The organism is Streptomyces sp. LUP30, assembly GCF_001746365.1.
Classification (GTDB): domain Bacteria; phylum Actinomycetota; class Actinomycetes; order Streptomycetales; family Streptomycetaceae; genus Streptomyces.
The window spans coordinates 138000-160902 of sequence record NZ_MJAJ01000002.1 but is presented as its reverse complement, the minus strand read 5'-3'; the positions used below and the strand labels follow the sequence as shown (position 1 = coordinate 160902).

Here is a 22903-nt window from a genome sequence, read left to right as displayed (position 1 = left end):
GGATGGAGTTGGTGCACGGTGGAACGACGCATGCCGGTGGCGACGCACTGGGGCAGTTTCTTAGCCGTGGTCGATTCGGGTCAGCTGGTGCGCATTGAGCCCCGGGGTGACGACCCCGCGCCCTCGCCGATCGGACCGGGCATGGTGGCGGCTGCTGAGGACAGTGCGCGTGTGTTGCGTCCCGCGGTGCGCAAAGGGTGGCTCGATGGCCTGCCGCGCGCCGATGACGCGGCCAGAGGTGCGGACGCCTTCGTAGAGGTCAGCTGGGACCACGCGCTCACGCTGGTGAGCGAGGAACTGCGCCGAGTGCGCGCACAGCACGGGAACAGCGCGGTGTTCGGCGGCTCGTACGGTTGGGCCAGTGCGGGCGGGTTCCACAATGCGCAGGGTCAGCTCCAGCGGTTCCTGGCGTTGGGCGGGGGCTACACCGACTCGCGCAACACGTACAGCACGGCCGCTCTTGAGGTCATCCTTCCGCATGTGATCGGCGGGGCTCCGTGGAGCTACCAGTCCCGGATGCCGATGTGGGACGAGATCGCCGAGAGCTGCGAGCTCGTGGTGGCGTTCGGCGGGCTGGCTCTGAAGAACAGCCAGATCAACCCTGGCGGGCTGGCCCGGCACCAGACGCGGGACCTGCAGCGGAAGTGCCGTGAGGCCGGGGTGCGGTTCGTGAACGTCAGCCCGATCCGCAGTGACACCGCCGACTTCCTGGACGCCGAGTGGCTGCCGGTGATCCCCAACACCGACACCGCCTTGATGCTCGGCATCGCGCACACGATGCTGGTCAACGACTGGCACGACGAGGACTTCCTCACCCGCTGCTGCGAGGGGTTCGACCGCTTCGCCTCCTACCTGACCGGCGACGTGGACGGCGTCGTCAAGGACGCCGACTGGGCCGCGAGGATCACGGGCATCAGCCGCGACACGATCACCGATCTCGCCCGCCGCCTGTCCACACAGCGTTCTCTCATCATGGTCAACTACGCGGTACAGCGGGCGGACCACGGTGAGCAGCCGATCTGGATGTCGGTCGTGCTGGCGGCGATGGCGGGTTCGCTGGGGCGGCCCGGCTGCGGCTGGGGCGCGGGCTACGCGACGATGGACGCGACCGGTGTTGCCCCGGGCCGTCCGTCCGTGGCGTCGATGCCGCGGGTGGCGAACCCTGTTGCGGACTTCATTCCGGTCGCGCGGATCGCCGACACCCTGCTGGAACCGGGCGCGACCATCGACTACGACGGTCAGCGCCTGACCCTGCCGGACCTGCGCCTGATCTACTGGTGCGGTGGAAACCCCTTCCACCACCACCAGGACCTCCACCGCCTCACCCGAGCCTGGCAGCGCCCGGACACGGTGGTGGTCCATGAAGCCTGGTGGAACACCACCGCGAAGTTCGCCGACATCGTGCTTCCCGTCGCGACCAGCCTGGAGCGTGACGACTTCGCCGCGGGGTTCTCCGACCCTCACCTCGTCGCGATGCCGAAGGTCCGTGAGCCGGCCGGCGAGGCACGCACCGACCACCAGATCTTCGCCGCTCTGGCTGCCCGGCTCGGCTACGAGCGCGAGTTCACCCAAGCGCGTTCCGAGATCGAATGGGTCCGGCACCTCTACGGCAGGACACGGGCGGACCTCGGCGACGACGCGGCCCTGCCAGATTTCGACGACTTCTGGCAATGCGCCTCCGGTGTCGAACTGCCGGCACTCAGCGGGCCGTTTCCCGGCAGCTTCGAAGCACTGCGCTCCGATCCGCAGCGCTTCCCCCTGACGACGCCGTCGGGCCGGATCGAGATCTTCTCCGAGGAGATCGACTCGTTCGGCTACCACGACTGCATCGGACATCCGACGTGGTTCGAACCCGTGGAATGGCTCCGCGCCGACCTGGCGGAACGCTTCCCGCTGCACCTGATCTCGAATCAGCCTGCCTCACGCCTGCACAGCCAGTACGACAACGGCGGCCACAGCCTCAAGTCAAAGATCCACGGCCGCGAGCCCGTGACGATCAACCCGCAGGACGCGGCATCACGCGGTATCGAGGACGGCGTGATCGTGCGCGTCTTCAACGACCGAGGCAGCTGCCTGGCGGGCGCGATCCTGTCGGACGCCGTCATGCCCGGCGTCATCCAGCTGTCCACCGGAGCGTGGTGGGACCCGGCCCAGCCGGGCCGGAGCGGAACCTTGGACCGACACGGCAACCCGAACACCCTCACCGGGGACCGCGGGTGCTCGAGTCTGTCCCAGGGACCCAGCGCGCACAGTGCGCTCGTCGACGTCGAGGTCTACGACGGGCCGGTCGAGGAAGTACTCGCCTTCACACCACCACACCTCGAACACTGAAACGAAGCCACCTCGTCGACAGGCGCGTTTGCCGTGTTCATCTTCGCCGGGCGTCCGGTCGGCGGGTCCGACCGGGCGTCCAGCCTCCACTCGGACGTTTGCGTCGCCGTAACTGCGCGAATACGGTGCGCAGTCATGACTGCACTTCAAGATCTCAAGTATGGGCAGTGGTTCAGGGGCGCCGATGTCGACGGCGACGGGTTCATTACCCGACACGATGTCCGCAAGATGAGCGAGCGCTACATCAGCGCCCGTGGGACCGCCCCTGATGCCGACACCGTCCGCCGGCTCACCGAGGGGATGGACCAGTTCTGGTCGAACGTCATCGCCCCGATGGACCAGGACGGTGACGGGAAGGTCGATGTGCGGGAGATGACCGAAGGCTTCAAGAGTGTCCTGACCGACCGGGCGCTCTACCCGCAGCAGATCGAGCCGGTCACCAACTGCTTCTTCGACCTCGTCGACCTCAACGGAGACGGCAAGATCGACCAGGCCGAGTTCCAGCAGATGTTCGACGCGGTCGCCGCCGTCCCCGGCGAGGACTGCGCCGCCGTTTTCGCCGCTCTGGACGTCGATGGTTCCGGCGGACTGGACCGTGACGAGTTCCACCGGGCACTCGAAGAGTTCTTCTACGGCAACGACCCCGACGCTCCCGCCAACCACATCTTCGGCAAGGTCACCGCCTGACAGTCCCCGGATACGCCTCCGGACCCGCGCTCATGCCACGGCCTGCCCCCTCGCGGCGGCAGGCCTTCATCGGCGCCGCCATCACCGGCGGGTGGACCGGCCCACCTTCGCTCGCCGAACAGCCCGGGTTTCTGCGGTGCGTCAACCCGCGGATCGACCTGCGGAGAACGACTTCCACACGCTCGCCGACTTCTGCGGTTCCCTGAAGACCTCACAGACCACCGGCTGAGCACCTCGCATGGCTCCACGAGCCCCATGGCTCGGGACGGCGACAACCAGGCCGCCTCCGCGTCTTCGACTCGGGGCGGGCGAGGGCAGGTCAGGCCGCACTCCGGTCGTGGTAGTGGCGGACGATCTCGTCGAACGCGGCTCGGTCGGCGTGGTCGAGGCGGTAGGTGTCGCGTCGGGGGAGGGGCGGGCGGGTGCAGCCCGGTCCGTGGGCCTGGCCGTCGGAGCGCTTCCAGAGCGGGCAGCACGGCGTGAGCGGCCGGACCTGCTCACCGGCCTCCAACCGTGCCGCGTGCTGTGCCTCGGCCCGCGCGCGGCGGTGCGCGCGCCGGCATACGGCGTCGGCGGCGAGCAGGCTGGGCACGGACCAGACAGCAAGGATCCCGAGCAGCCACTCGTGGTTGGCGAAGAGCCAGGCCGCGGTCGCCAGTTCGGTGAGGGCCAGGGTGCGGCAGGCGCGGGCGAGGGCGAGGTGTCGGGTCACGGATGGCTCCCGGTGCGTGGGCTGTTCCTGGTGCAGTTGCGGATGCCCCGTCCGGCCCGCGTCAGCCCTGCCAGCCCGCGTCGAACCCTACCGGCCCACGTCGTCGGTCGCGGGGACCGCCTTGCCGGCGGTCCCCGCGTCTGGTCATGAGCCGGGTGACAGTCGTCAGTTGATACGGACGATTTTCCAGAGCTGGTCGTCGACGCCGACATTGCTCCACTGCACGACGGCTGCGCCGTTGGCGGTGGAGGACTGCGCGACGCCGGCGACGAGGGTGCTGTTCACGTTGCGGAGTTTGTAGTAGCCGTTGCCCGCGTCGGTCAGTGTCCACTTCTGGGAGTCTGCGGTGGAGGGGGTGTTCTGGACGACGACGGCTCCCGCGGCGGTGGAGCTGTTACGGATGTCCAGATTCAGACTGCTGCTGACGCCTCTGACGGTCCAGGCTCCGCTGCCCGCGGACTGGAAGGTGAACAACTGACAGGCGCAGGCGGTGTTCTGCCACTGGTCGACGGCCGTGTCGGTGGCGGTGGAGGCGTTGGGGACGTCGAGGTACCTGCCGCTGTTCTTGTTGACGAGTATGTACTGGCCGGTGCCGAGGGGCGGCAGGTCGGTCTGGGTGAGGTTCCAGCGCTGGCACGCGCAGGCGCTGCTGTCCCACTGCCCGGCGGTGGCGCCTACGGTGGTGGAGGCGTCGGGGATCTCCAGGTACTTGCCGGTCAGCCGATTGATGAAGGAGAAGCCGCCCGCGGGGTTCGGGGAGACCGCCCACTCGTGGTCGACGGTGCCGTTGTCGTCCCACTGGAGGATCTTGGCGCCGTTGGCGGTGGACTGGTTCTGAACGCCCAGGACCTTGCCGCTCGCCACGTTGAAGATCTTGAAGTAGCCGGAGGGCTGCTGGGCGAACCTCCACTTCTGGTCGCCGGCGTTGTCGGTGTTCTGCTGCGTGGCGTAGGCGCCGTTGGCGGTGGAGCCGCCCGCGATGGTCAGCATCAGGCCGCTGCCTGCGTTGGAGGCGGTGTACGTGGCGCCGTCGGAGATGCCGCCGCCGAGGTCGATCGTGCTGTAGGTGACGGGGTTCGCGAGATTGCTGCCGCCGCGGCCGCCGCTCAGAATCAGCAGGCTGTGTCCGTCGGAGAGGGGGGTCATGCCGCGGCTGTAGCCGCCGGCCACGTTGGCGCTGATGCGCGTCCAGGTGTTCGCGGCGCCGTTCTGGGTGTTGACGAACAGGTCGTCGGCGCTGTTGGCGCTGACGACGAGGGTGCCGCCCGGGCCTCCGGCGGGCAGCCAGGTGACGTAGGGAGCGCTCTGGGGTACGACGCCGTCCGTCGTCCGCAGGGGGATGCCGGTGGCGGAGCCGAAGGCCTCGGGGTCGGAGGAGATCTTGTAGTAGACGGAGAAGTTGCCTTCGGGGGCGCCGCCGTACTCGTACGTCATGACGTAATTGCCGTTCGGCAGCTTTGCGACGGTCGGCATGCCGGGACGGTTGCCGTAAACAGGCATCGCCACGTCGTCGACGACGGGGCCCCAGGTGCGGGCGTCCGTGGAGACCTGGTGCACGACCTTCTGGCCGTGGGCGGGGTCGCGCTGGTCGGAGTAGTAGACGATCAGCTTGCCGTTGGCGTAGAGGAAGAACGGCTCCCAGACGGGGGTGTTCCCGTTGGTGTCGAAGGCGGCGCCACCGGTGGCGATGTTGCTGACGAACGTCCAGGTCTGTCCGCGGTCGGTGCTGGCGTAGACATCGATCTTGATGGCCGAGCGGTCGGAGGGGACGGACGCGCCGGCGGCCAGGATCGTGCCCGCCGGGAAGCCGCCGACCGCCGTGGGCAGTTCGAACAGCTCGGGCTCCCAGCGCATGCCCCAGCCGTTCTGGGTGTCGGCGACGTCCGAGAGCTTGCTCCAGGAGTTGCCGTTGTCGGTGCTGCGGTAGATCGGGAAGACGGGTGTGCCGGAGGTGTACTGCTCGAACGTGGCGAGCAGGGTGCCGTCGGCGGATCCGTTGTGCTGCAGGCGTATGGCTCGCGGGTAGAGGGAACCGGGTGAAGGCGCACCCGAGGGCGGGGTGTACATCGTCTGCGAGGGGCGGGCCAGGGCCTGCGCCCGGTTCGCGGCGGGCAGCAACACCGTCGCCGCGGCGACGACCGTCGCCAGAATCAGGAACAGGACGGTGGCAGGGCGGGAACGCCGGGCGGCGCCGGGTCTGACGACCGACAGAGCAGGGGACATGGTGCGGCTCCCAGAGCAGGGAAGGGATGGTGTGGTTCGGCGCCCGTCGCCCCTGGAGGAATCTTGGCGGAGGCGGCGAGCCCGCGGGCCGCGGCCGCCGTGCGGGAAGACGTCGGTGTCGCGGTGACGGGGATCGGCCGGCGTCATGGTGAGACTGCCGGCGAGCGGCAAAGCGGTGCCCGGGCGTGCGGGTGTTCTCCCTGCCGGGTTTTTCTCAGGCGTTGCGCTGCACCGTCTTGTCCTGGTGGGACGGCGGCGGCGCTGTCGAGCCGCGGACGACGAGTTGGACCGGTGGGTCGCTCGCCGGCGGCAGGTCGGTGTCGGGCTTCTCGATCGCGTGCACGAGCAGGCGGATGCCTTCCCGGGCCGCGGCCTCGAAGGGCTGACGCACGGTGGTCAGGGGAGGGGAGACATAGGCGAAGACCGGATTGCCGTCGAAACCGACGACACTGATGTCTTCGGGCACACGCCGCCCCGCGTCCCGCAGGGCGTGGATGAGGCCGATGGCCATCTCGTCGCCCGCGGCGAAGACCGCGGTCACCGAGGTGTCCGAGGTGTCCGAGGCCAGTGCGTAACCCGCCGCATACCCGGAGGCGGGCGACCAGTCACCGTTGAGCAGCGGCGGCTCGTGCGCGCCCCGCGCCGCCAGCGCCGCCCGCCATCCCTCGATACGGTCCTTGGTGGCGTACCACCGGCGTGGACCGGCGAGGTGGTGAACGGTCGCATGCCCCAGATCCAGCAGATGCTCGGTCGCCGCCCGCGCCAACGCGTGTGCGCCGACGCCCATGGTCACCGTCCGGGCGGCCGAGAACGCCGGCGGCGCACCCAGGAAGAGGACAGGCACGTCGACGCGTACGCCGACGTCTCCTTCCACGATGGGCTCGGAGACGACGACGCCGTCCACTCCTTGCTCCAGCAGCGACTCCACGGCGCCGGCGATGCCCACCGGGTCGCCGTCCGGCGTGTTGACCACACGGAGCGCATACCCGGCATCGCGCACGGCCCGCTCGATGTGCAGGAGGAGGGAAGCGGTCCCGTACCCGACGGTTCCCAGCGCCACCACGCCGATCGAGCCGGTGCGCCCGGAGGCCAGCGTGCGGGCCGCCTGGTTGAGGCGGTAGCCGAGTTCCTCGGCGGCTGCGAGCACCTTGCGTCGAGCCGCGTCGGAGACATAGGGCTCGTTGTTGAGCACACGCGAGACCGTCTTGCGCGACACCCCTGCCAGGCGGGCCACGTCCGCGCTGCGCGGCGCGGAGGAGCTCTCGTTCTCGCCCATCGCTGGCGCCATGAAGTCTCCCGGAGGTCACACATCTGCATCGGACGAGGTCAACCGTATGACCACGCGGTCTGACCGCGTGGTCATGTCTACGTAGGCGAGAGCTGTACGTCAAGGGTCCGTGCGGCAGCGATTTCGATGGAGGGCGCTGGAACCGGGGGGAGGGCGGTCGCCCGGCGTGAGGGGTGCAACGGCCGCTTCGGTGTTGTTCGGAGGATGTATACGAGCAGCTCAAGCCGTATGCGTTCACTTCTGCGGTCTTCGCGCCACGGGGCCGTCATTGCCGTCCAGCGAGGCTGCGTCGGGCTTCCGGACGGGTGCGGCCGACTCCGTGTCCGGGATGAAGGGTCTTGACGGCGACTCTCGGAAGCGTTCAGTCTTCCTCGCAGCCGCCGATCGTATTTGTTCGATCGTGTTGAGTCTGGGTCGCCTTGACGACCGCTTCCCCGCCACGCCCCCTCGGGTCGACCCGCCGTCTCGGGCTCGGTCACCCTGTCAGGAGCCGAAATGCACCTTTCATCCCTCGATCACCCCCTGCCTTCTCCCGGCCGCCGCACCGTTCTGCGCGGCGTCGCCGCTGCTGCGGTCCTGGGCGAGGCGCGGACGCCGACTGCCTCTTCCTGATCGACCACGCCGGCCGCGGCGCCGCGATCCCCGCCGACGGCGTCGAACTCCTCACAGGGAAACCGGTGGTGGGCTCGGTCACCGTCCCCGAGGGGGGCGTCGCCGTCGTCCGAGAGCCGCGGCCCGGACCGAGTGCGGAGTGAGGCATCCAGGACGACGACCTCTGCGGTTGCACTCCTGCGCATAGGGAGCGACGCCGCTGGCCGTCGTCGGTCTCAACGAGCATCAGCCCGTGCTCCCATGCAGTAGACGGTCGGAGGCCCGGCCGTCTACGACGAGGTGCCCGGCGTGCGGCCGGGCGGCGGGGGGAAGCAGCCCTCGCCCTCGCCCGGCACGCCGGCCTCCACAGGCCTCGCTCGACCTGGATCCGTAGACCTCCTGTCAGACGACTGACCCGCATCGGTCGCCGTCGTTCCGCGCTGCCGCTGAGCGTCCACGACGGCCCCACCCCGACATCACGTCTCGACCTGCAGCGCCTCCCTGTTCCTGTGGGCCGACGGGCGCACGGGTCCGTCCGCCGGGAGCACGGGCGCAGTCCCTTCGGCACGGCTCGCGGAGTTCCTGCGGCGGAGCGTCGGGGGCCGGCCGGTTGTTCTCCCCTGTGTCGCCGCTGACCACGCCCGCGCCGCATCGGTCCGTCACGTGGGGCCCCGGTGGTATGCCGCAGGGCCCCAGCACCCGACGTCCGGCGCGAGCTGCGGTCCGCGGTGCGGGCGCGCTCCGGCGAGCACGGCGACGCGAGGCCTGTCACGGCGGTGAAGGCGCCCGGTCCGTTCCTCAGCGACCTGCCGATTCCCCGGTCTGGATACCCCCGGGGGTACTCGTGCTACCTTCGTAGATATACCCCCCGGGGTAATTGATCGCAGGAAGGGAGTACCTCGTGTTCTTCGTCGACACGATCGAGTTGTCGGGGCTCGGCAACCGGAGCTATCTCGCGGGCGGGGAGGAGACCGCGGTGGCGGTCGACCCGCCGCGCGACATCGACCTGGTGATCGCCGCGGCCGTCCGGCGAGGGGTGCGGATCTCCCACGTCGTCGAGACGCATCTCCACAACGACTACGTCACCGGAGGCCTGGAGCTGGCCCGGGTCGTCGGCGCCGCCTACCTCGTCCCCGCCGGGGCCCGCGTCTCCTTCGAACGCATACGGGTGCACGACGGAGACCGCACGCAGATCGACGCCCGCGCCGGCCTGTCCCTGCGGGCGCTGGCCACGCCCGGCCACACCCCGCACCACACCTCCTACGCGCTGGAGGAGAACGGCGCCGCGGTCGCGGTGTTCAGCGGCGGTTCGCTGCTGATCGGCACCGTGGGCCGACCGGACCTCGTCGAACCGCGGCTGACGGAGCGGCTCGCCCGGGCCCAGCACGCCTCTGCCCACCGGCTGGCCGCCGAGCTGCCCGAGGACGCGGCGGTGCTGCCCACGCACGGCTTCGGCAGCTTCTGCTCGTCCTCGCAGTCGCAGGGCGACGCCACGACCATCGGCAAGGAGAAGGCGTCCAACGAGGCCCTGACACGGGACGCGGACACCTTCGTCGCCGACCTGCTGGCCGGTCTGGACGACGTCCCCGCCTACTACGCGCACATGGGGCCGGCCAACGCCGCCGGACCCGCACCCGTGGACCTCACCCCACCCGCCGTGGCCGGCGCCGACGAGATCGCCGACCGGCTGGCGGCGGGGGAGTGGGTGGTGGATCTGCGTGATCGCGTCGCCTTCGCCGCCGGGCATGTGTCCGGGTCCTTCAACTTCGAGGCCGAGGGACAGCTCGCCACGTATCTCGCCTGGCTGATTCCGTGGGGCAAGCCGGTGACCCTGCTTGCCGAGTCCCCCGGACAACTCGCCCGCGCCCAGCGTGAACTGGTCCGCGTCGGCATCGACCGGCCGACCGCGGTGGCCACCGGCGGGCCGGCCGACTGGCTTCGCGAGGGCGAGGCGCCGGCCTCCTACCGCCGGGCGACGTTCGCCGACCTCGCGGGTCGTCATCCGGGTGAGGGGGTCGTCGTCCTCGACGTCCGGCGACGCTCGGAGCGGGCGGGCGGCCACATCGACGGCTCGCTCCACATCCCGATCCACACCCTGCACGGCCGCCTGGACGAGGTTCCCGACGGTGAGGTGTGGGTGCACTGTGCGGGCGGCATGCGGGCCGCCGTCGCCGCCTCCCTGCTGGACGCCGCAGGCCGTGACGTCGTCGCCGTTGACGACTCCTTCGACGCGGCCGGCCGGGCCGGACTCCTCATCCGCAACCCCTGAAACCCCAATCCCCGAGGGCGCGAGGCGTCATCGAGACCCGCGCCGCTCTCCAGTACCGGCACGGCAGACAGGAGCGAGAAGCCGACATGAGCATGTTCCGACGAGTGCAGAGAGGCGCGGGCCGGGTCACCGTGCAGGAGGCGGCCTCGCGCACCGGCCACGGTAGCGCCGCCAAGGGCACGGCCCACGCCGTGTTGCTTGACGTGCGCGAATCCGACGAGTGGCACGCGGGGCACGCACCCCGGGCTGTGCACCTTCCGCTGTCCGCGCTGGCCGCCGGCGCGGGGCTGCCCCCTCATGCGCAGGCGCGGCCCCTGATCGTGATCTGCCGCTCCGGGACCCGTTCCCGGCAGGCGGCCGAACTGCTCGCTGCCCGCGGCGCGGCAGCCGTGGACGTGATCGGCGGCATGAGCGGCTGGGCGAAGGCGGGTCTACCGGTCGTGGACGCGCGCGGCGAACGCGGCGCCGTCGCGTGAGTGCTCTCATACTCGCCCTGGCCGCCGGGGCGGTCATCGGCCTGGCGCTAGGCGCGCTCGGGGGAGGCGGCAGCGTGCTGGCCGTGCCCGCCTTGATCTACCTGCTCGGCTTCAGTCCGGTCGGAGCCACCACCGCGAGCCTGGTCGTCGTCACCGTCACCTCGGTCACGGCCCTGTCCGCGCACGCGCGCGACGGGAATGTCCGCTGGCGGACGGGGCTGTTGTTCGCGGCGGCCGGGATCGGTCCCGCGATGCTGGGCGGCGCACTGGCCGCCCGTGTCCCGGCCGCCGCCCTGACGGCGGGCTTCGCCGTGGTCGCGGGAGCGGCCGCCCTGCGCATGCTGCGGCCGAGACCGGCCGCCGAGCGATCGGTGACGGTGCGGCCGACGCGGGCAGCGGGGGCCGGTGCCGGACTCGGCGCGGTCACCGGCGTTCTCGGGGTCGGCGGCGGCTTCCTCGCCGTACCGGCGCTGGTGAGCGTGCTGGATCTACGGATGCGCAACGCGGTGGGTACCAGTCTGCTGGTCATCACCGTCAACTCGCTGGCGGCGCTGGCGATGCGCGCGGGCACGGTCGAGAAGCTCGACTGGACGGTCGTCGGTCCCTTCATCGGGACCGCGATCCTCGGCGCGTGGGACGGCAAGCGGTTGGCCGCGAAGGTGTCCGGGCACACGCTTCAGCGGATTTTCGCTGCGGTGCTGCTGGCCGTGGCGGCCTGCATGCTGGTCGACGCGGCACGGTGACGGCCTCCCTGCCGGTCGACGCGGCACGGTGTCGGCCGGCGAGGCGCGGGCTCGCGTATCGGCGGCGGTGAGCGTCACCGACACGCGCGCTCAGGCCAGAGACAGGAACAGTTTCTCCAGCCGTGCGCGCATGGCTACCGTGTCCTCACCGTTCTTGCGCCCGGAATCGAGGTCGGCAACGCACTGTTGCAGGCCGGTCGCGATGATCGCGAAACCGGCCCGGTCCAGCGCGCGGGAGGCGGCGGCGAGCTGGGTGACGACGTCCTCGCAGTCACGCCCCTCCTCGATCATCCGGATCACTCCCGAGATCTGACCCTGCGCGCGACGCAGCCGGTTCAGCACGGCTTTCAGATCCGCGCCCTCTAGCTCCAGTTCCACGATCACTCCTCCAGCAATACCCCTAGGGGTACTCTACGTCCCGGTCCGGGACGACGTCGACCATCAAGGATCACCTCTGCCATGACCCACGTTCCCGTCCCCCGAGCCCTCGGCGCCGACCAGGCCCGCACCCGTATCCATGAGCTGACCGTCATCGACGTGCGCACCCCCGCCGAGTACGCCTCCGGGCACCTGCCCGGAGCCCTGAACATCCCCCTCGACCGCATCCGGCGCGCACTGCCGGAGATACGGCACGCCGCGGACGCCGGGGACGTCCTGGTCGTCTGTGCCTCCGGAGCCCGCTCGGAGAACGCCGGCAGGATTCTGGCCGCGCGGGGCGTCGTCACCGCCACCCTCGTCGGCGGCACCGGAGGCTGGGCGGCCAGGGGGTACGACCTGCACACACCGGCCGCCCGTGACACGCGGGCGGGCTGGAGCATGGAACGCCAGGTCCGCTTCACCGCCGGCAGCGTGGTCCTGCTCGGCGTCCTTCTGGGCCTGCTCGTGCATCCGGCCCTCCTGCTGATACCGGCCGGCATCGCGGGAGGCCTGGTCTTCTCCGCCGTGACGAACACCTGCGGGATGGCGGCCGTGCTGGGCAGGCTGCCCCACAACCGCCCTGGTGAGGCCGATCTGAACGCCGCACGCGCGGCTCTGCGCAAAGGCTGAAACCCTGCGCCGTGGGGACCACCGATGAAAAGCGGCACGCCGTCCGGTGGCGGTCGCGCGACGCTCACCGCAGCCACCGGCCGCTACCTGCGCCTCCAGGCCATCAGGCTGGTGCCGTGGCCGGTGCTTCCGAAGCTCCGTCAGAGGGGAGAGGGCCGTTCGTTGAGTGCGTCGGCCGGGCGGGCCTGCTGTCCCTCACCTGGTCCGCAGCGACCGGCGCCCTGGCGCTGCTCGTCCTCCACAACCACCGCCCTTCCCGCTCCGCGTGGTATCGCAGAAAGAGAGTCCAGGCAGAGTCATCACGGTGAAGTCGGCCTTCCTCCAACGCGGACAAGAGCCCCTGCCCCTGCCCCACCGGCACCCGCAGCGGGAACATCGTCCCGCCCGGGTCGCGAACTGCCTGCCGTGGCTGCGCGGTGCTCAGCCGCCGAGGCAGCGGTGAACAGTGACTTCGCCCAGCGGCGGCAGCTGATCGGCGAGGTGCTGGGCGAGGCTGCGGGATCCGCTCACGCAGGGAGGAAGAACCCGGTGATGTCGGCGAGCCGGCCGTCGCGGTGGAGCGCGGTGCTCACGCCTGACATGGCGGGTTCGCCGTGCTCGCCGAGCTGGGTCCACCGTGCGAGCGACCGGTCGTGGTGGTCGAGTACCTGGTCGATGCGGAACCGGTGACCGGGGAAGGCTCCGGCGAATCCGGTCATGTAGGCGGCCAGTTCGGTCAGTCCGCCGACCTCCGTGCCAGGGTCCCGGTAGGCGACGTCTGTGACCGCGACCGCGTCGAGTGCGGCGAGCCGCTCGCCGGGGTCGGCCGACCAGCACGCGGCGTAGTTCTCCCAGAGCTGCTGTGAGTCGCTCATCGTTGTCCCTCTTTCTCGGGGCCGATCGACGCCATCGCGCCGTCGGTGATCGTGTGCAGTTTTGCGAAGGGTGTGCCGGCCCTGACCAGTACCAAGAGGCCCTGATAGAGGGCCAGCAGGTGGGCTGCCGACACCTCGACGTTCAGATCCGCCGAGAGCAGGCCGAGGGCGCGGCCGCGCGTCAGGGCTTCGGCGAACCCCGACTCGATCGTCTCCAGCCCTCGGCGTACTCCGTCGGCGGCCTGCGGAACGGTGAAGGACTCCACGGCGGTGTTGGTGAGCAGACAGCCCGGATCGGGCTCGGGGCCGGTCTGGAACGCCGAGGTTAAGAACGACCGGATGCCCGCCACGGGGTCTGCCGGCTCCAGGAGATGGACCCGGACCCGGTCCTGGACGACCTGGTCGTTGTAGGCGTCCAGGGCGGCGCGGAACAGGCCGTCCTTGCTTTCGAAGGCCCGGTACAGACTGCCCGGGTGCAATCCGGTCGCCTCCTCGATGTCCCGCAGCGAGGCGCCGAGGTATCCCCGGTGGCGGAACAGTCGCATGGCGGAGGTGAGGACCTCTACCCGGTCCCAGAGCTGTTTACGTCCCACCGGCCCTCCTATAGTTGAACGATCGCTCGCAAAAAATAGCATGCGCATGCTGCGCTGCGGCACACGACGGGGCCGGCTGCCCCAACTTGGGGAGGCCGCACGTGGGTCGAGCCCAAGCTGCGTCGCATTGGCCAGTCGTCCACGACTACCTGTCGACGGGATGTCTGCACTGCTCCGGCTTCGCTGGGATGGCTGTGCCGGGCGACTCGCTGTGGGAGAGAATGCCGGGCATGACGACTTGAAGAGCACCGGCCGGGCGGCAGCGCTGGCGCAAGGTCGGAACCTGGGACACGGTCGCCGACGGGGAGCGTCGGATCTGTGCCGCCTGCGGAACGCCCGTCCGCTCGTACCAGTACCGATTTCATCCGCCCGAGTCCTCCATGTTCGAGCGGTGCATCGGGCTCGCCTGGTGTTCCAGTTGCCGGATCTACTCCGGCCACATGGTGCACGTCCCGCGACGGCGGGTCCTGGTCGACGCCCTCGCTTGGCTTTCCCCCGAACAACGGGAGAGGCTTGGACGTTCGGAAATACGGTTGATCGAGTTCCTGGACCGCCAGGGCCGAGGCGGCAGCGGGTAGATTCCCGCCGGCCGCTTGCCTCGGGCCTATTTCCTCGTCTGCTGCTTGGCCCCGGTCCGGGGGAGGCGGTAGCACTCGGTGCCGGTCTCGATGATGGTGCCGTGTGGAAGAACGGGCGCGTCCCTGCGCCGTGTTGGGCTGGTCGCGAACTCGGTTAGGCACGGGCGGGGGCGAAGGGAAGCCGGGTCGTCAGGGACGGAAGTCGTCGGCGTGCTCCTGCGCCCATTCCGGGAACGTCTGGGCAGGCGTCCCAGTGAGCTTTTTGCCCATGGCCGCGCCGAAGTGCTCAACCTGCTCGCGCAGGGTGAGCGCCTGCGGCCCGTACAGGGTGTACGCCTGTCGTCCGTGGCCCCGCTCGCTCAGCGCTGTCACCGCGAGCGCCGCGATGTTCCGCTCGCTGACGGGAGCCGTCAGCGCTTCCGGGTACGGCAGCCGCACTGCTTCCCCGCCCTTGATCGCCCGCGTCCACCACCACCGGGTGTTGGTCGCGAACATCCCCGGCCGGATGAAGGTCCACGACAGCCCGGCCTCCTCCAGCGCCGACTCCACGACCCGATGGTCCCGAGCGATCGGAGGAGCGCCGCGCGGCGCGGTGGTCGGCGGAGCCGCACCGCATCTCTCCCCGGCCCTCCAGCTTCATGCCGAGCTCGTCGAAGATCGCGGCGGTGGAGGCCATGTCCTCGACGACGATGCCGACGTTGTCCGTCCGTCTGATCGCCACGCCGTGCTCTCTCGATGCCTGGGCCGAGCGCCCCGTCCGGAACGTATCCCCGGACGGAGCGCTCGGCAGAGACAGCGCACCCGGTGGCTAGCCCGGGACCACCGTATCGCTCATGCTCGGCTTCCCCTCACCCGACGCGTTCCAGGCGCAGACCAGGATCACGTACTCGTGACCCGCCGTGACCCCCGTGATCCGTGCGGAGCGGGCGGAGGCCGGGTAGCCGATGATCCGGGAGTGGTTCAACGGGGTGCTCTTGTCGTAGACCCACACCGCGTACCGGACGATCGAGCCGCTGTGCGAGTCGGTCGGCGCCGACCAGCGCACGTCGATCGAGCCCGCGCCGGCCGCCGCGGTGAGCCCCGGCGGCCGCCCCGCCGTCGTCGGCGCCGCCTTGCCCCGGACCGCCGAGGACCACGAGGAACGGTTGGCCGCGCCGTCACCGGCGACGGCGCGGGCCCGCACCTCGTAGGTGTGGCCGTCGTAGGGCTGGTCGGTGAACTGCCAGGACATGTCGTAGCGCGGGGCGCTCACGCCGGGCACCACATCGTGCCAGTCCGCTTTGGAGTCGGTGGTGACGTCACGCCACTGAACGTCGTAGGTGTGCGCGCCGAAGACCTTGTCCCAGGTGGCGGTGACGCCCTGCTGGGTGCCGTCGAACTTCATGCCGGACGGCGTGGCGAGCGACCGGCCGGGCGCGCTGTCCGGTACGTCGGGCGCGGCGGCGCCGATGCCGAACTCCTTGTGCAGCACGGTGCCGAACGCCTGCGCGATGCGGTACTCGCCCAGGGCGTTGGGGTGCAGCCCGTCGTAGGTGGTGGCGCAGGTCGTCGCCGTCGGGTCGCAGCCCATCGCCTTGTTCAGGTCGGCCAACTCCACCGGCGAGTCGCTGGTGCTCCAGCCGGGGGCCGCCTTGGCGAGGGCCGCGTTGTAGTCGCTGATGCGCTGGGGGAGTTCGGGGTTCGCGTCGCCCAGGGTGGTCCGCTGGGGGACGTTGGCCAGGACGATCCGCACGTCCGGGTTGACCGCCCGCGCGTTGTCCACGAACTTCTTCATGGTGCCGACCAGATCGGCGCCCGCCCCGTACCAGCCGATGTCGTTGAAGCCCAGCTCGACCAGGAGCAGGTCGGGCGTCCGGCCCTTGGCCTTCAGCTCCTGCATCACCGGCTTGATGGTCGGCACGGTCCGGGTCAGTGAGCGGCCCCAGAGGGCGTAGTGGGCCGAGCCGCCGACGGAGAACCCGGCATTCACGTCCTCGGCGTACTCGCCCTGGACGCGCGCGTCGCCCGGTAGGGGCTCCGTGGGCTCGCCGCCGCTGCTTTCGCCCAGCACCGGCGGCCGCGGCGGCTGCGCGTCGGCCTGCTGCACGGTGCCGCGGTACGGTCCGACGAAGGTGACCGGCCACTTCTTGCTCCTGGCCCAGTCCCACAGCCGGTAGCGCCAGGTGTGGTCGCCCTCGTACCCGTGGCTGATGGAATCGCCGACCACCATGACGTCGCGGATGTCGGTGTGCGTCACGGAGTTGCGGGCGATGATCTCGTCGATGAGCTTGCCGCCGGGGAAGTCCATCATCATGACGCCCATGCGGTCCAGGTCGGACCGCCCGCCGAACCGGTCGTCGCGTCCGGCGTAGAACTCCGGGCACCGGTCCTTCTCGGCGCGCAGACACTGGATGAGGAAGTTGTTCACACCGGTCGCCGTCGGGGTGCCGCTAGCCGCCGTGTAAGGGTGGACGCCGGTCCCGGAGGCGCTGGTGTAGTTCAGATACAGCGCGTCCTGCTTGTACTCGAGGTCCTTCTCACCGGGGCGGCTGCCGTCCCAGGTGCCGTTGGTCCGGCGCAGGTGCGCACGTACCTTCTCCCATTTATCGTCGATGTCGCTGATGGTGGACAGCTCGAAGTCGTCCTGCACGTACTCCTCGTTGGAGCCGCCGGACGGGTAGGGCTGCTTGAGCCCGTAGCCGCCGAAGATGCCGCCGCCGGTGTTCCGGTAGCCGAGGAGCACGACCTTGCCGCGTACCTCGCCGAGCGTCGGGACGCGGCTCGACTGGCTCTTGCCGGTGACCGAGGGGCCCCAGAACAGGTTGCGCCAGGCGGTCGACGGCGTGCTCTCGTCGCCGTCCCCGGTGTACGAGCGGCCGTCCAGGTAGGAGTCGAAGATCTTCTTGCGCCACTCGTCGGTCCCGAACCCGTCGGCGTCCTTGCAGGAGAAGGTGGAGCCGCTGCACTCCGCCTTCAGGTTCATCAGGACGGTTTCGCCGGGGTGGTCGCTCAGGAAGTCGTAGGTTGTCTTCAGTACGTCGGTGAAGTTGGCGTACTGATAGGTGGCGCCGTGGTGGACGGTGAACTTCAGCCCCTCGTCCCCCTTGTCGACCCGGACCCGGATGTCGAGCGCGCGAATGCCGGCGTCGAACTGGGTGGTCAGGGTCTTCGCGCTGAAGCCGTGGTTCTCCTGCGTCTGGGTGATGCTGGTGACGATGCCCGAGCACTGGCCCGTGGCCGGGTCCGGTGTGTCCCCGCAGAGCGCGAGGCTGTCATGGGTGCCGGGCACCGAGAGCCAGGCGAGGTTGGTCCCGTCCGGGACCCGTGACATCCAGTCGACGTTGGCCGCGGAGGCTTCGGTGATGCTGCTGTAGTAGTCGTTCGCCCGGGCGGGCGTGGCGGAGAGGAAGACGCCGGAGACGGACAGCAGCAGGGCGAGGAGCGCACCGAGCACGGTGCTCCTCGCCACCATCGCCGGCCGGCGCATCAGGAATCTTCGGGACGAGCGGGTCTGGGATATGGCGGTGATCATTTCCATCCTGGGGCGGATCGGTCGGTCGAGCTGGAGGGCCGCGCGTGCGCGCGCGAGTCGTCCGGCGAGATGTGTGATGATCCCCTTGTCGGGCTCGCCGGTTGGTGATCGCAGCCTGCCCGGGAGGTCCGTCCCGGGCCAGCCCGGACGGCCGTTCCGGGACGCTGGGACGTTCCGCATCCCCTGACCAGGCGGGATGCGGCCGCAGGGGACATGGGGTGGGACGTGTGGGTGGGGTGGGGACGATGAGGGACGCCGATGCGGCGGCCGGGCTGGGCGAGATGCTGCGCTCGCTGAAGGAGCGCGCGGGCCTCAGCTACGGCGCTCTCGCGGGCAGGCTGCACCTGAGTACCTCTACGGTGCACCGCTATTGCACCGGTGACTCGGTGCCGGCCGAGTTCGCCCCGGTCGAACGCTTCGGCCGGATCTGCCGGGCGGACCCCGAGGAGCTGCTGGAGCTGCACCGGCGATGGGCGGTGGCGGACAAGGCGCGGCGCGGGAGGGGGACGAGCCCGTCGGAGGGTGCGGCGGCGCCGGCGCCCGCGCCGGTACCGGTCGTCCAGAGTCCGCCGGCTGTCGCGGAGCCGACGCCGCGAGCCCGCCAACTCGTCTCGCGGTACGTCCTGCTGGCGGCCGCCGTGGTCGCCCTCAGCGTCTCCGGAGCGCTGGCCATCGACCGGTTCCGTGCCGAGTCGGCACCGGACCTGACGGTCCCGGCCATCACGGTGCCCGACCCGTCGACCGGGGACGTCGGGGCGGCCGGAGGGAACGTTCCCCTTTCGGCGGCCGTCGTCCCGTCCGACGACGACTGCCCCCGGGCGGACGGCACTCGGCCCCGTCCCACGACGTTCCGCCTGAAGGTGGGCAGCACGGCAGAGGGCCCCGTGAGCATTACCGCCATGGACGTCCGGGTACTGGCCGGCGAAGCCCCGCCCGCCGAAGTCACCTACGCGGACTGCCAAGACACAGCCGCACAGCACCCGTTCGCCGTGGACCTGGACGCACCCGAGCCCCGGGCCGTGAGCCCGGGGCGCGCCTTCCCGTACGAGGCGTCCGCCGGGACCCCCCTGGTCCTGGACGTCACCGCGCACACGTCGAAGAGCGAGGTGCGCTGGTACCTGGAACTGAGATGGACCCAGGGCCCCCGCTCGGGCACGCTACGGATCGACGACGGCGGTCACCCGTTCCGCACCGGAGCGGTGAAGTAGCGCCGCCCCCTCTCGGGTCCGCACCGCCAGGTGCTGCCACCCGCCCCAAGTGCTCACCTCGGGCGCGCACTTGGAGCTGCGGACGTACTCCGAGCGGACGCGGGCGGCGGGAGCGACGTCCGCACCGTGGACGACGCATCCCGGGTGGCGACGCTCCGTGCCGACGTGGTTCATCCGCCGCCCAGGCGCGCGGCCCCAACCGCGCCTGGGCCGTCGGCTTCACTCACGGGGCTGCGTGGGCGGGCGTCGCCGACGCGGTGTTCGCCGTCGCCCGCCGCATCATCGGCCGGTCCGCCTCGAGGTAATGGGCTCGAGGATCACGGGGCCGCCGCGGTCGGGGACGATCCGTTGCGGACGGTGCCCCAGTGGATGCGCGTCTCGTTGTGGATGTGCCAGATGTCGTCCTCCGAGAGAAGCACCGATACCACCCCGGGGAAGGCCTCCTCGAAGTAGATGTAGGGCTTACGGTTGTCGATGCGGGGCGAGTGGTAGTCGAGCCGGTCCTGCATGCCGTGCTGGGCGGTGACCGGGGTCGCGGGATGGTAGGTGAGGATGTTGGGGCTGGCGAGGTCGATCAGACCGTCGTCGATCAGTCGCCCCACCTCTTGGACGGTCTCGTCGATGCTGGCGCGCGTCTCTCCGTCCAGGCCGAAGAGCACCGAGGTGCCCAGTTGCAGCCCGTGTTCCTTCACCAGCCGGGCCGCTTCCCGGACCTTCGCCTTCCAGGGGCGAGTCTCGTCCCGGCGGAGGTTCTTGTGGATGTGGTCCATGACCTGCGTCGACATGCTCTCGATGCCCATGTAGACGTAGGTGCACCCGGCGGCCTTCATCTTCCGCAGGATCTCGCCGGACTGCTCGGGCGAGTGCAGGGCCACGAGCGTGTCCACGGTGAGCTGGGCGCCCCACTGGAGCCGGCGCAGCCGCTCGAGGTCGTCGGGGTCGCCGAGGTGCGCCGCGAAGCGGGCAGGGATCTGCTCGCCGTCCGCCGCCCGCAGCTCGGCCAGTGCGTCGCAGAAGTCCGCGATGTCCCGGTAACGTCCGCTCCAGAACACGGAGTCGTCGAAGAAGAGCGACTCGGCGCCGTAGTGGACGTACTCGCAGACCCGTTCGGCAGCCGTGCCGACCGGGTCGCGCTTGAAGCGCTTCAGGGTGCCCGCCACCTGCACCGACTCCGAGCAGAAGTTGCAGCGGTACGGGCAGGCGTTGGACACCATGAAGTGGGCGGTACGCAGGACCGCGCCGGTGTCGGGCGCCGTGAAGATCGGGAAGTGCGAGCGGATCGCGAATGCCTCGTACGGCGAGGGGAGGTCGGCGAGGTCGAGCGTGCGACCGCGCAGCGGTACGGCGTCGAAGCCGTCGTCCGAGGCGACGACGGCCAGGGCCTGGCCGGGGCCGGGGCCTTCCTCGGCGAGCAGTCCCTGGAGGAGTCCGAGGACCCGGTCGCGGTTCACCCACTGCCCGTCCAGGTCCACGGCGAGGGCCACGGCTCGCATCAGCAGGTCCACCGCGTGGTGGGCCTCGCCGGTCACGACGGCGTCGAGGACCCGGGGCGCCTTGCCCTCCTGGATGACGGACAGGGGGCTGCTCGGCTTCAGGAGGAGCCTCAGGCCGTCCGGCGTACAGGTGATGGTCTCGTCCGCGTGCCGGCCGCCGAGGATGACGAAGGCCTCCGGGAGTTCGCTCTTGACGAGGGAGGCGATCTCCAGCGCGTAGCGGTGTCCAGGGGAGACCGCACTGATCAGGACGGCCCGGGGGCGGACCTCGCGCAGCAGCCGGATCCAGCGCACTCTGGCCGCGCCGTCCCAGACCCGCGGGTCGAACACCGTCTGGTCGGTGTTGGGGTCGCTGCCGTACGGCCGGTAGCCGTCGGCCCCGGCGGCCAGCCGGTACTCCTTGGACGGTAACCGGGTCCACTCGGGGGCGAAGTCGTTGTAGTGCGTGGCCTCCGCCAGTGGGCCCGCGTCGTCGACGGCGCGGTGCACGGCCACTGAGATCGCCGTGTAGAGGCACATCGGATCACCGGGGTAGGTGATCTCTCCCTCGAACTGGGTCATGACGGGTGCCAGGACCGACAGCACCGGGAAGTAGCGGCTTGCCGTGCGTCCCTGTGCCAGGTCCTCGAGCAGTCTCTCCCGGCGTACGCGGCGCAGTTGCCGGAAGGAAGCGATGTCCGCCGCGTCCCCCGGCCGATGTACGCGTATATTTCCGCCGGTGAATTGCACGCTTTCGACAGTGTGAATGGTCATCAGCCCTCCGGATCGTTAGGCGGCACTGATTGATATGGCCGTCTGATCCCGGTTGTTCGGGTCCGACACGGAGCGCCTGATAAATCGGTTCGACCGGCATGGCCTGTCGACCTTGCGTGTAATCAAGAAAAGCCCCCGTGATCTTGCTTGCCACCCTACTAGGCGGTGCCCGGTGCGAGTCAACAGGACAAAGGAGACAGTCACTTCCGCAGACGCCGGACCGCGGTGTCCATACGGTCCAGTGTTTCGTCCAGCACCTTGAGGGAGGTGCCGAAATTGAGGCGCACGAATCCGTTTCCCGCCGCACCGAAGGCCGGGCCGGAGAACAGCAGCACCCTGGCCTCGTCACGGAAGAAAGCCATGGGATCGTCGCCCACGTCCAGGCGGCGGCAGTCCAGCCAGGCGAGGAATCCGGCCTCCGGAATCCGGTAGGCGAGCCCCGCGGGGAGCCGCTCGGCCACCCGGTGGCGGTTGCGGTCGAGCAGTGCCATGACCTCGTCCAACCAGGGATCGCCCGAGGTCCAGGCGGCCTTGAGCGCCTCCACCGCGAGCACGCCCACCTGGCCGAAGGACAGGCCCTGCCGGGCGTCGACGGCGTCACGCACGGCGCTCGGGCCCACATGGGCGACCGCGCAGCGGACCCCGGCCAGGTTGAACGCCTTGCTGCCCGAGGTCAGGGTGACGGTGCGGGCCGCCACCTCGGGGCCCAGCGAGGCGAACGGGACGTGGCGGTGCGGGGCGTGGGTCAGATCCGCGTGCACCTCGTCCGAGATGACCAACAGGTCGTTGCGGAGCGCCAGTTCGGCGAGCGACTCCAGCTCGGCACGCCGGAACACCCTGCCCGTCGGGTTGTGCGGGTTCACCAGGAACAGGGCGCGGCACCGCCCGGGTCCCGCGTCCGCCACGGCGCGTTCCATCCGGTCCGGATCGAACTCCCAGCCCGTGCCGTCGTCCTCGATCGGCACGGTCAGCGGCCGGCGCCCGATCCGCTCGATGACCTCGACGAACGGGGGGCAGGCCGGGGTGTGCACCAGCACCGCCTCGCCGGGGGCGGTGGCCAGCTGGAGGATGGCCAGCATCGCCTGGTTGATGTCGGTGAACAGCCGCACGTGGGTGGGGTCCGGGGTGTGTCCGTAACGGCGCCGGGTGCGCTCGGCGAACACCTCGCCGAGCGGACCGCCCTCCGACTCGTCGAACCACGTCGGATAGCCGAGGTCTCCCGCGGCCCGGCGCGCCACCGCCTCACGGATCGCGGGTGCCGTGGGAAAGTCCATGTCCGCGACCCAGGAGGCCAGCACGTCGGTTCCGGCATGCGCCCATTTCTCTCCGTCCCGGCGCGACAACTCGCCGATGTCGAGAGAATCGAGTGCCGACTGCGTGGCCAAATCGAAGGAGTTCATGGTGCGACCTCCCGGCTGGTCGGGAATATCCCGTTACGCAGCCGAGACCCCGAAAGACATTGCATCAGGCAGTGCTCCCACTTCTCGAAGAAATGCTGTGACGCTCATCACCTTGTGATGGCCGGAGGTGATCGATAATCTCGCCA

17 protein-coding genes and 1 pseudogene are annotated in these 22903 nt (G+C 70.3%); 7 read left to right on the top strand and 11 right to left on the bottom strand.

Annotation, left to right across the window (positions count from 1 at the left end; translation table 11 throughout):
• Positions 1–18: 18 nt before the first annotated feature.
• Together BG482_RS02670 and BG482_RS02665 are read left to right on the top strand one after the other, a co-directional pair.
• The gene (locus BG482_RS02670) at positions 19–2331 is read left to right on the top strand and encodes a molybdopterin-dependent oxidoreductase (RefSeq protein ID WP_176741298.1); all 2313 of its coding nucleotides are present in this window, start codon (positions 19–21) and stop codon (positions 2329–2331) included.
• A 135-nt stretch (positions 2332–2466) separates the two neighbouring features.
• Positions 2467–3018, top strand: coding sequence for an EF-hand domain-containing protein (locus BG482_RS02665; protein WP_069767182.1), 552 nt, complete (start codon positions 2467–2469; stop codon positions 3016–3018).
• 319 nt (positions 3019–3337) lie between these two features.
• Here the strand turns inward: BG482_RS02665 and BG482_RS02660 are convergent, their stop codons facing one another.
• From BG482_RS02660 to BG482_RS02650, 3 genes are all read right to left on the bottom strand, one after another.
• Positions 3338–3730, bottom strand: coding sequence for a hypothetical protein (locus BG482_RS02660; RefSeq protein ID WP_069767181.1), 393 nt, complete (start codon positions 3728–3730; stop codon positions 3338–3340).
• 165 nt (positions 3731–3895) lie between these two features.
• Complete coding sequence (locus BG482_RS02655; protein ID WP_069767180.1) at positions 3896–5953, bottom strand: RICIN domain-containing protein; 2058 nt, start codon at positions 5951–5953, stop codon at positions 3896–3898.
• Between the two features lie 214 nt (positions 5954–6167).
• Entirely contained in the window at positions 6168–7241 is a 1074-nt protein-coding gene (locus BG482_RS02650) for a LacI family DNA-binding transcriptional regulator (protein ID WP_069767179.1), read from the bottom strand.
• 1492 nt (positions 7242–8733) lie between these two features.
• Between BG482_RS02650 and BG482_RS02645 the strand changes: the two genes are divergently transcribed.
• The 3 genes from BG482_RS02645 to BG482_RS02635 all read left to right on the top strand — a co-directional run bounded on the left by BG482_RS02645 (position 8734) and on the right by BG482_RS02635 (position 11320).
• Positions 8734–10101: a rhodanese-like domain-containing protein gene (locus BG482_RS02645; RefSeq protein WP_069767178.1), complete on the top strand. Its 1368-nt coding sequence runs from the start codon at positions 8734–8736 to the stop codon at positions 10099–10101.
• Positions 10102–10187: 86 nt separating this feature from the next.
• Positions 10188–10577 carry a rhodanese-like domain-containing protein gene (locus BG482_RS02640; RefSeq protein ID WP_069767177.1) on the top strand — a complete coding sequence of 130 codons (390 nt, stop codon included), beginning with the start codon at positions 10188–10190 and terminating at the stop codon, positions 10575–10577.
• Entirely contained in the window at positions 10574–11320 is a 747-nt protein-coding gene (locus tag BG482_RS02635) for a sulfite exporter TauE/SafE family protein (RefSeq protein ID WP_069767176.1), read from the top strand. Before BG482_RS02640 ends, BG482_RS02635 begins: the two co-directional genes overlap by 4 nt.
• Positions 11321–11410: 90 nt before the next feature.
• Here BG482_RS02635 and BG482_RS02630 read toward each other — a convergent pair whose 3' ends face one another.
• Complete coding sequence (locus tag BG482_RS02630; RefSeq protein WP_069767354.1) at positions 11411–11698, bottom strand: metal-sensitive transcriptional regulator; 288 nt, start codon at positions 11696–11698, stop codon at positions 11411–11413.
• Positions 11699–11779: 81 nt separating this feature from the next.
• Between BG482_RS02630 and BG482_RS02625 the strand changes: the two genes are divergently transcribed.
• The gene (locus BG482_RS02625; protein WP_069767175.1) at positions 11780–12367 is read left to right on the top strand and encodes a rhodanese-like domain-containing protein; all 588 of its coding nucleotides are present in this window, start codon (positions 11780–11782) and stop codon (positions 12365–12367) included.
• 506 nt (positions 12368–12873) lie between these two features.
• Here BG482_RS02625 and BG482_RS02620 read toward each other — a convergent pair.
• The 5 genes and pseudogenes from BG482_RS02620 to BG482_RS02605 form a co-directional block, all read right to left on the bottom strand.
• Positions 12874–13221, bottom strand: coding sequence for a nuclear transport factor 2 family protein (locus tag BG482_RS02620; protein WP_069767174.1), 348 nt, complete (start codon positions 13219–13221; stop codon positions 12874–12876).
• Positions 13218–13814: a TetR/AcrR family transcriptional regulator gene (locus BG482_RS02615; RefSeq protein ID WP_069767173.1), complete on the bottom strand. Its 597-nt coding sequence runs from the start codon at positions 13812–13814 to the stop codon at positions 13218–13220. The genes BG482_RS02620 and BG482_RS02615 overlap by 4 nt, the downstream gene beginning before the upstream one ends.
• Before the next feature lie 767 nt (positions 13815–14581).
• A complete protein-coding gene (locus tag BG482_RS02610) occupies positions 14582–14941 on the bottom strand; it encodes an SDR family oxidoreductase (protein ID WP_069767172.1) in 360 nt (119 codons plus the stop codon).
• A 46-nt stretch (positions 14942–14987) separates the two neighbouring features.
• Positions 14988–15113 (bottom strand): annotated as a pseudogene (locus BG482_RS44880) (VOC family protein); the annotation flags it as partial.
• Positions 15114–15200: 87 nt separating this feature from the next.
• Entirely contained in the window at positions 15201–17903 is a 2703-nt protein-coding gene (locus BG482_RS02605; RefSeq protein WP_176741297.1) for a phosphatidylinositol-specific phospholipase C domain-containing protein, read from the bottom strand.
• A 245-nt stretch (positions 17904–18148) separates the two neighbouring features.
• Here BG482_RS02605 and BG482_RS44875 point away from each other — a divergent pair, with 245 nt between their 5' ends.
• Positions 18149–19111 carry a helix-turn-helix transcriptional regulator gene (locus BG482_RS44875; RefSeq protein ID WP_069767169.1) on the top strand — a complete coding sequence of 321 codons (963 nt, stop codon included), beginning with the start codon at positions 18149–18151 and terminating at the stop codon, positions 19109–19111.
• Between the two features lie 317 nt (positions 19112–19428).
• Here BG482_RS44875 and BG482_RS02590 read toward each other — a convergent pair whose 3' ends face one another.
• Together BG482_RS02590 and BG482_RS02585 are read right to left on the bottom strand one after the other, a co-directional pair.
• Positions 19429–21357, bottom strand: a complete 1929-nt coding sequence (locus BG482_RS02590) for a radical SAM protein (RefSeq protein ID WP_079141531.1) — start codon at positions 21355–21357, stop codon at positions 19429–19431.
• A 200-nt stretch (positions 21358–21557) separates the two neighbouring features.
• Positions 21558–22757: a MalY/PatB family protein gene (locus BG482_RS02585; RefSeq protein WP_069767168.1), complete on the bottom strand. Its 1200-nt coding sequence runs from the start codon at positions 22755–22757 to the stop codon at positions 21558–21560.
• Between the last annotated feature and the right edge of the window lie 146 nt (positions 22758–22903).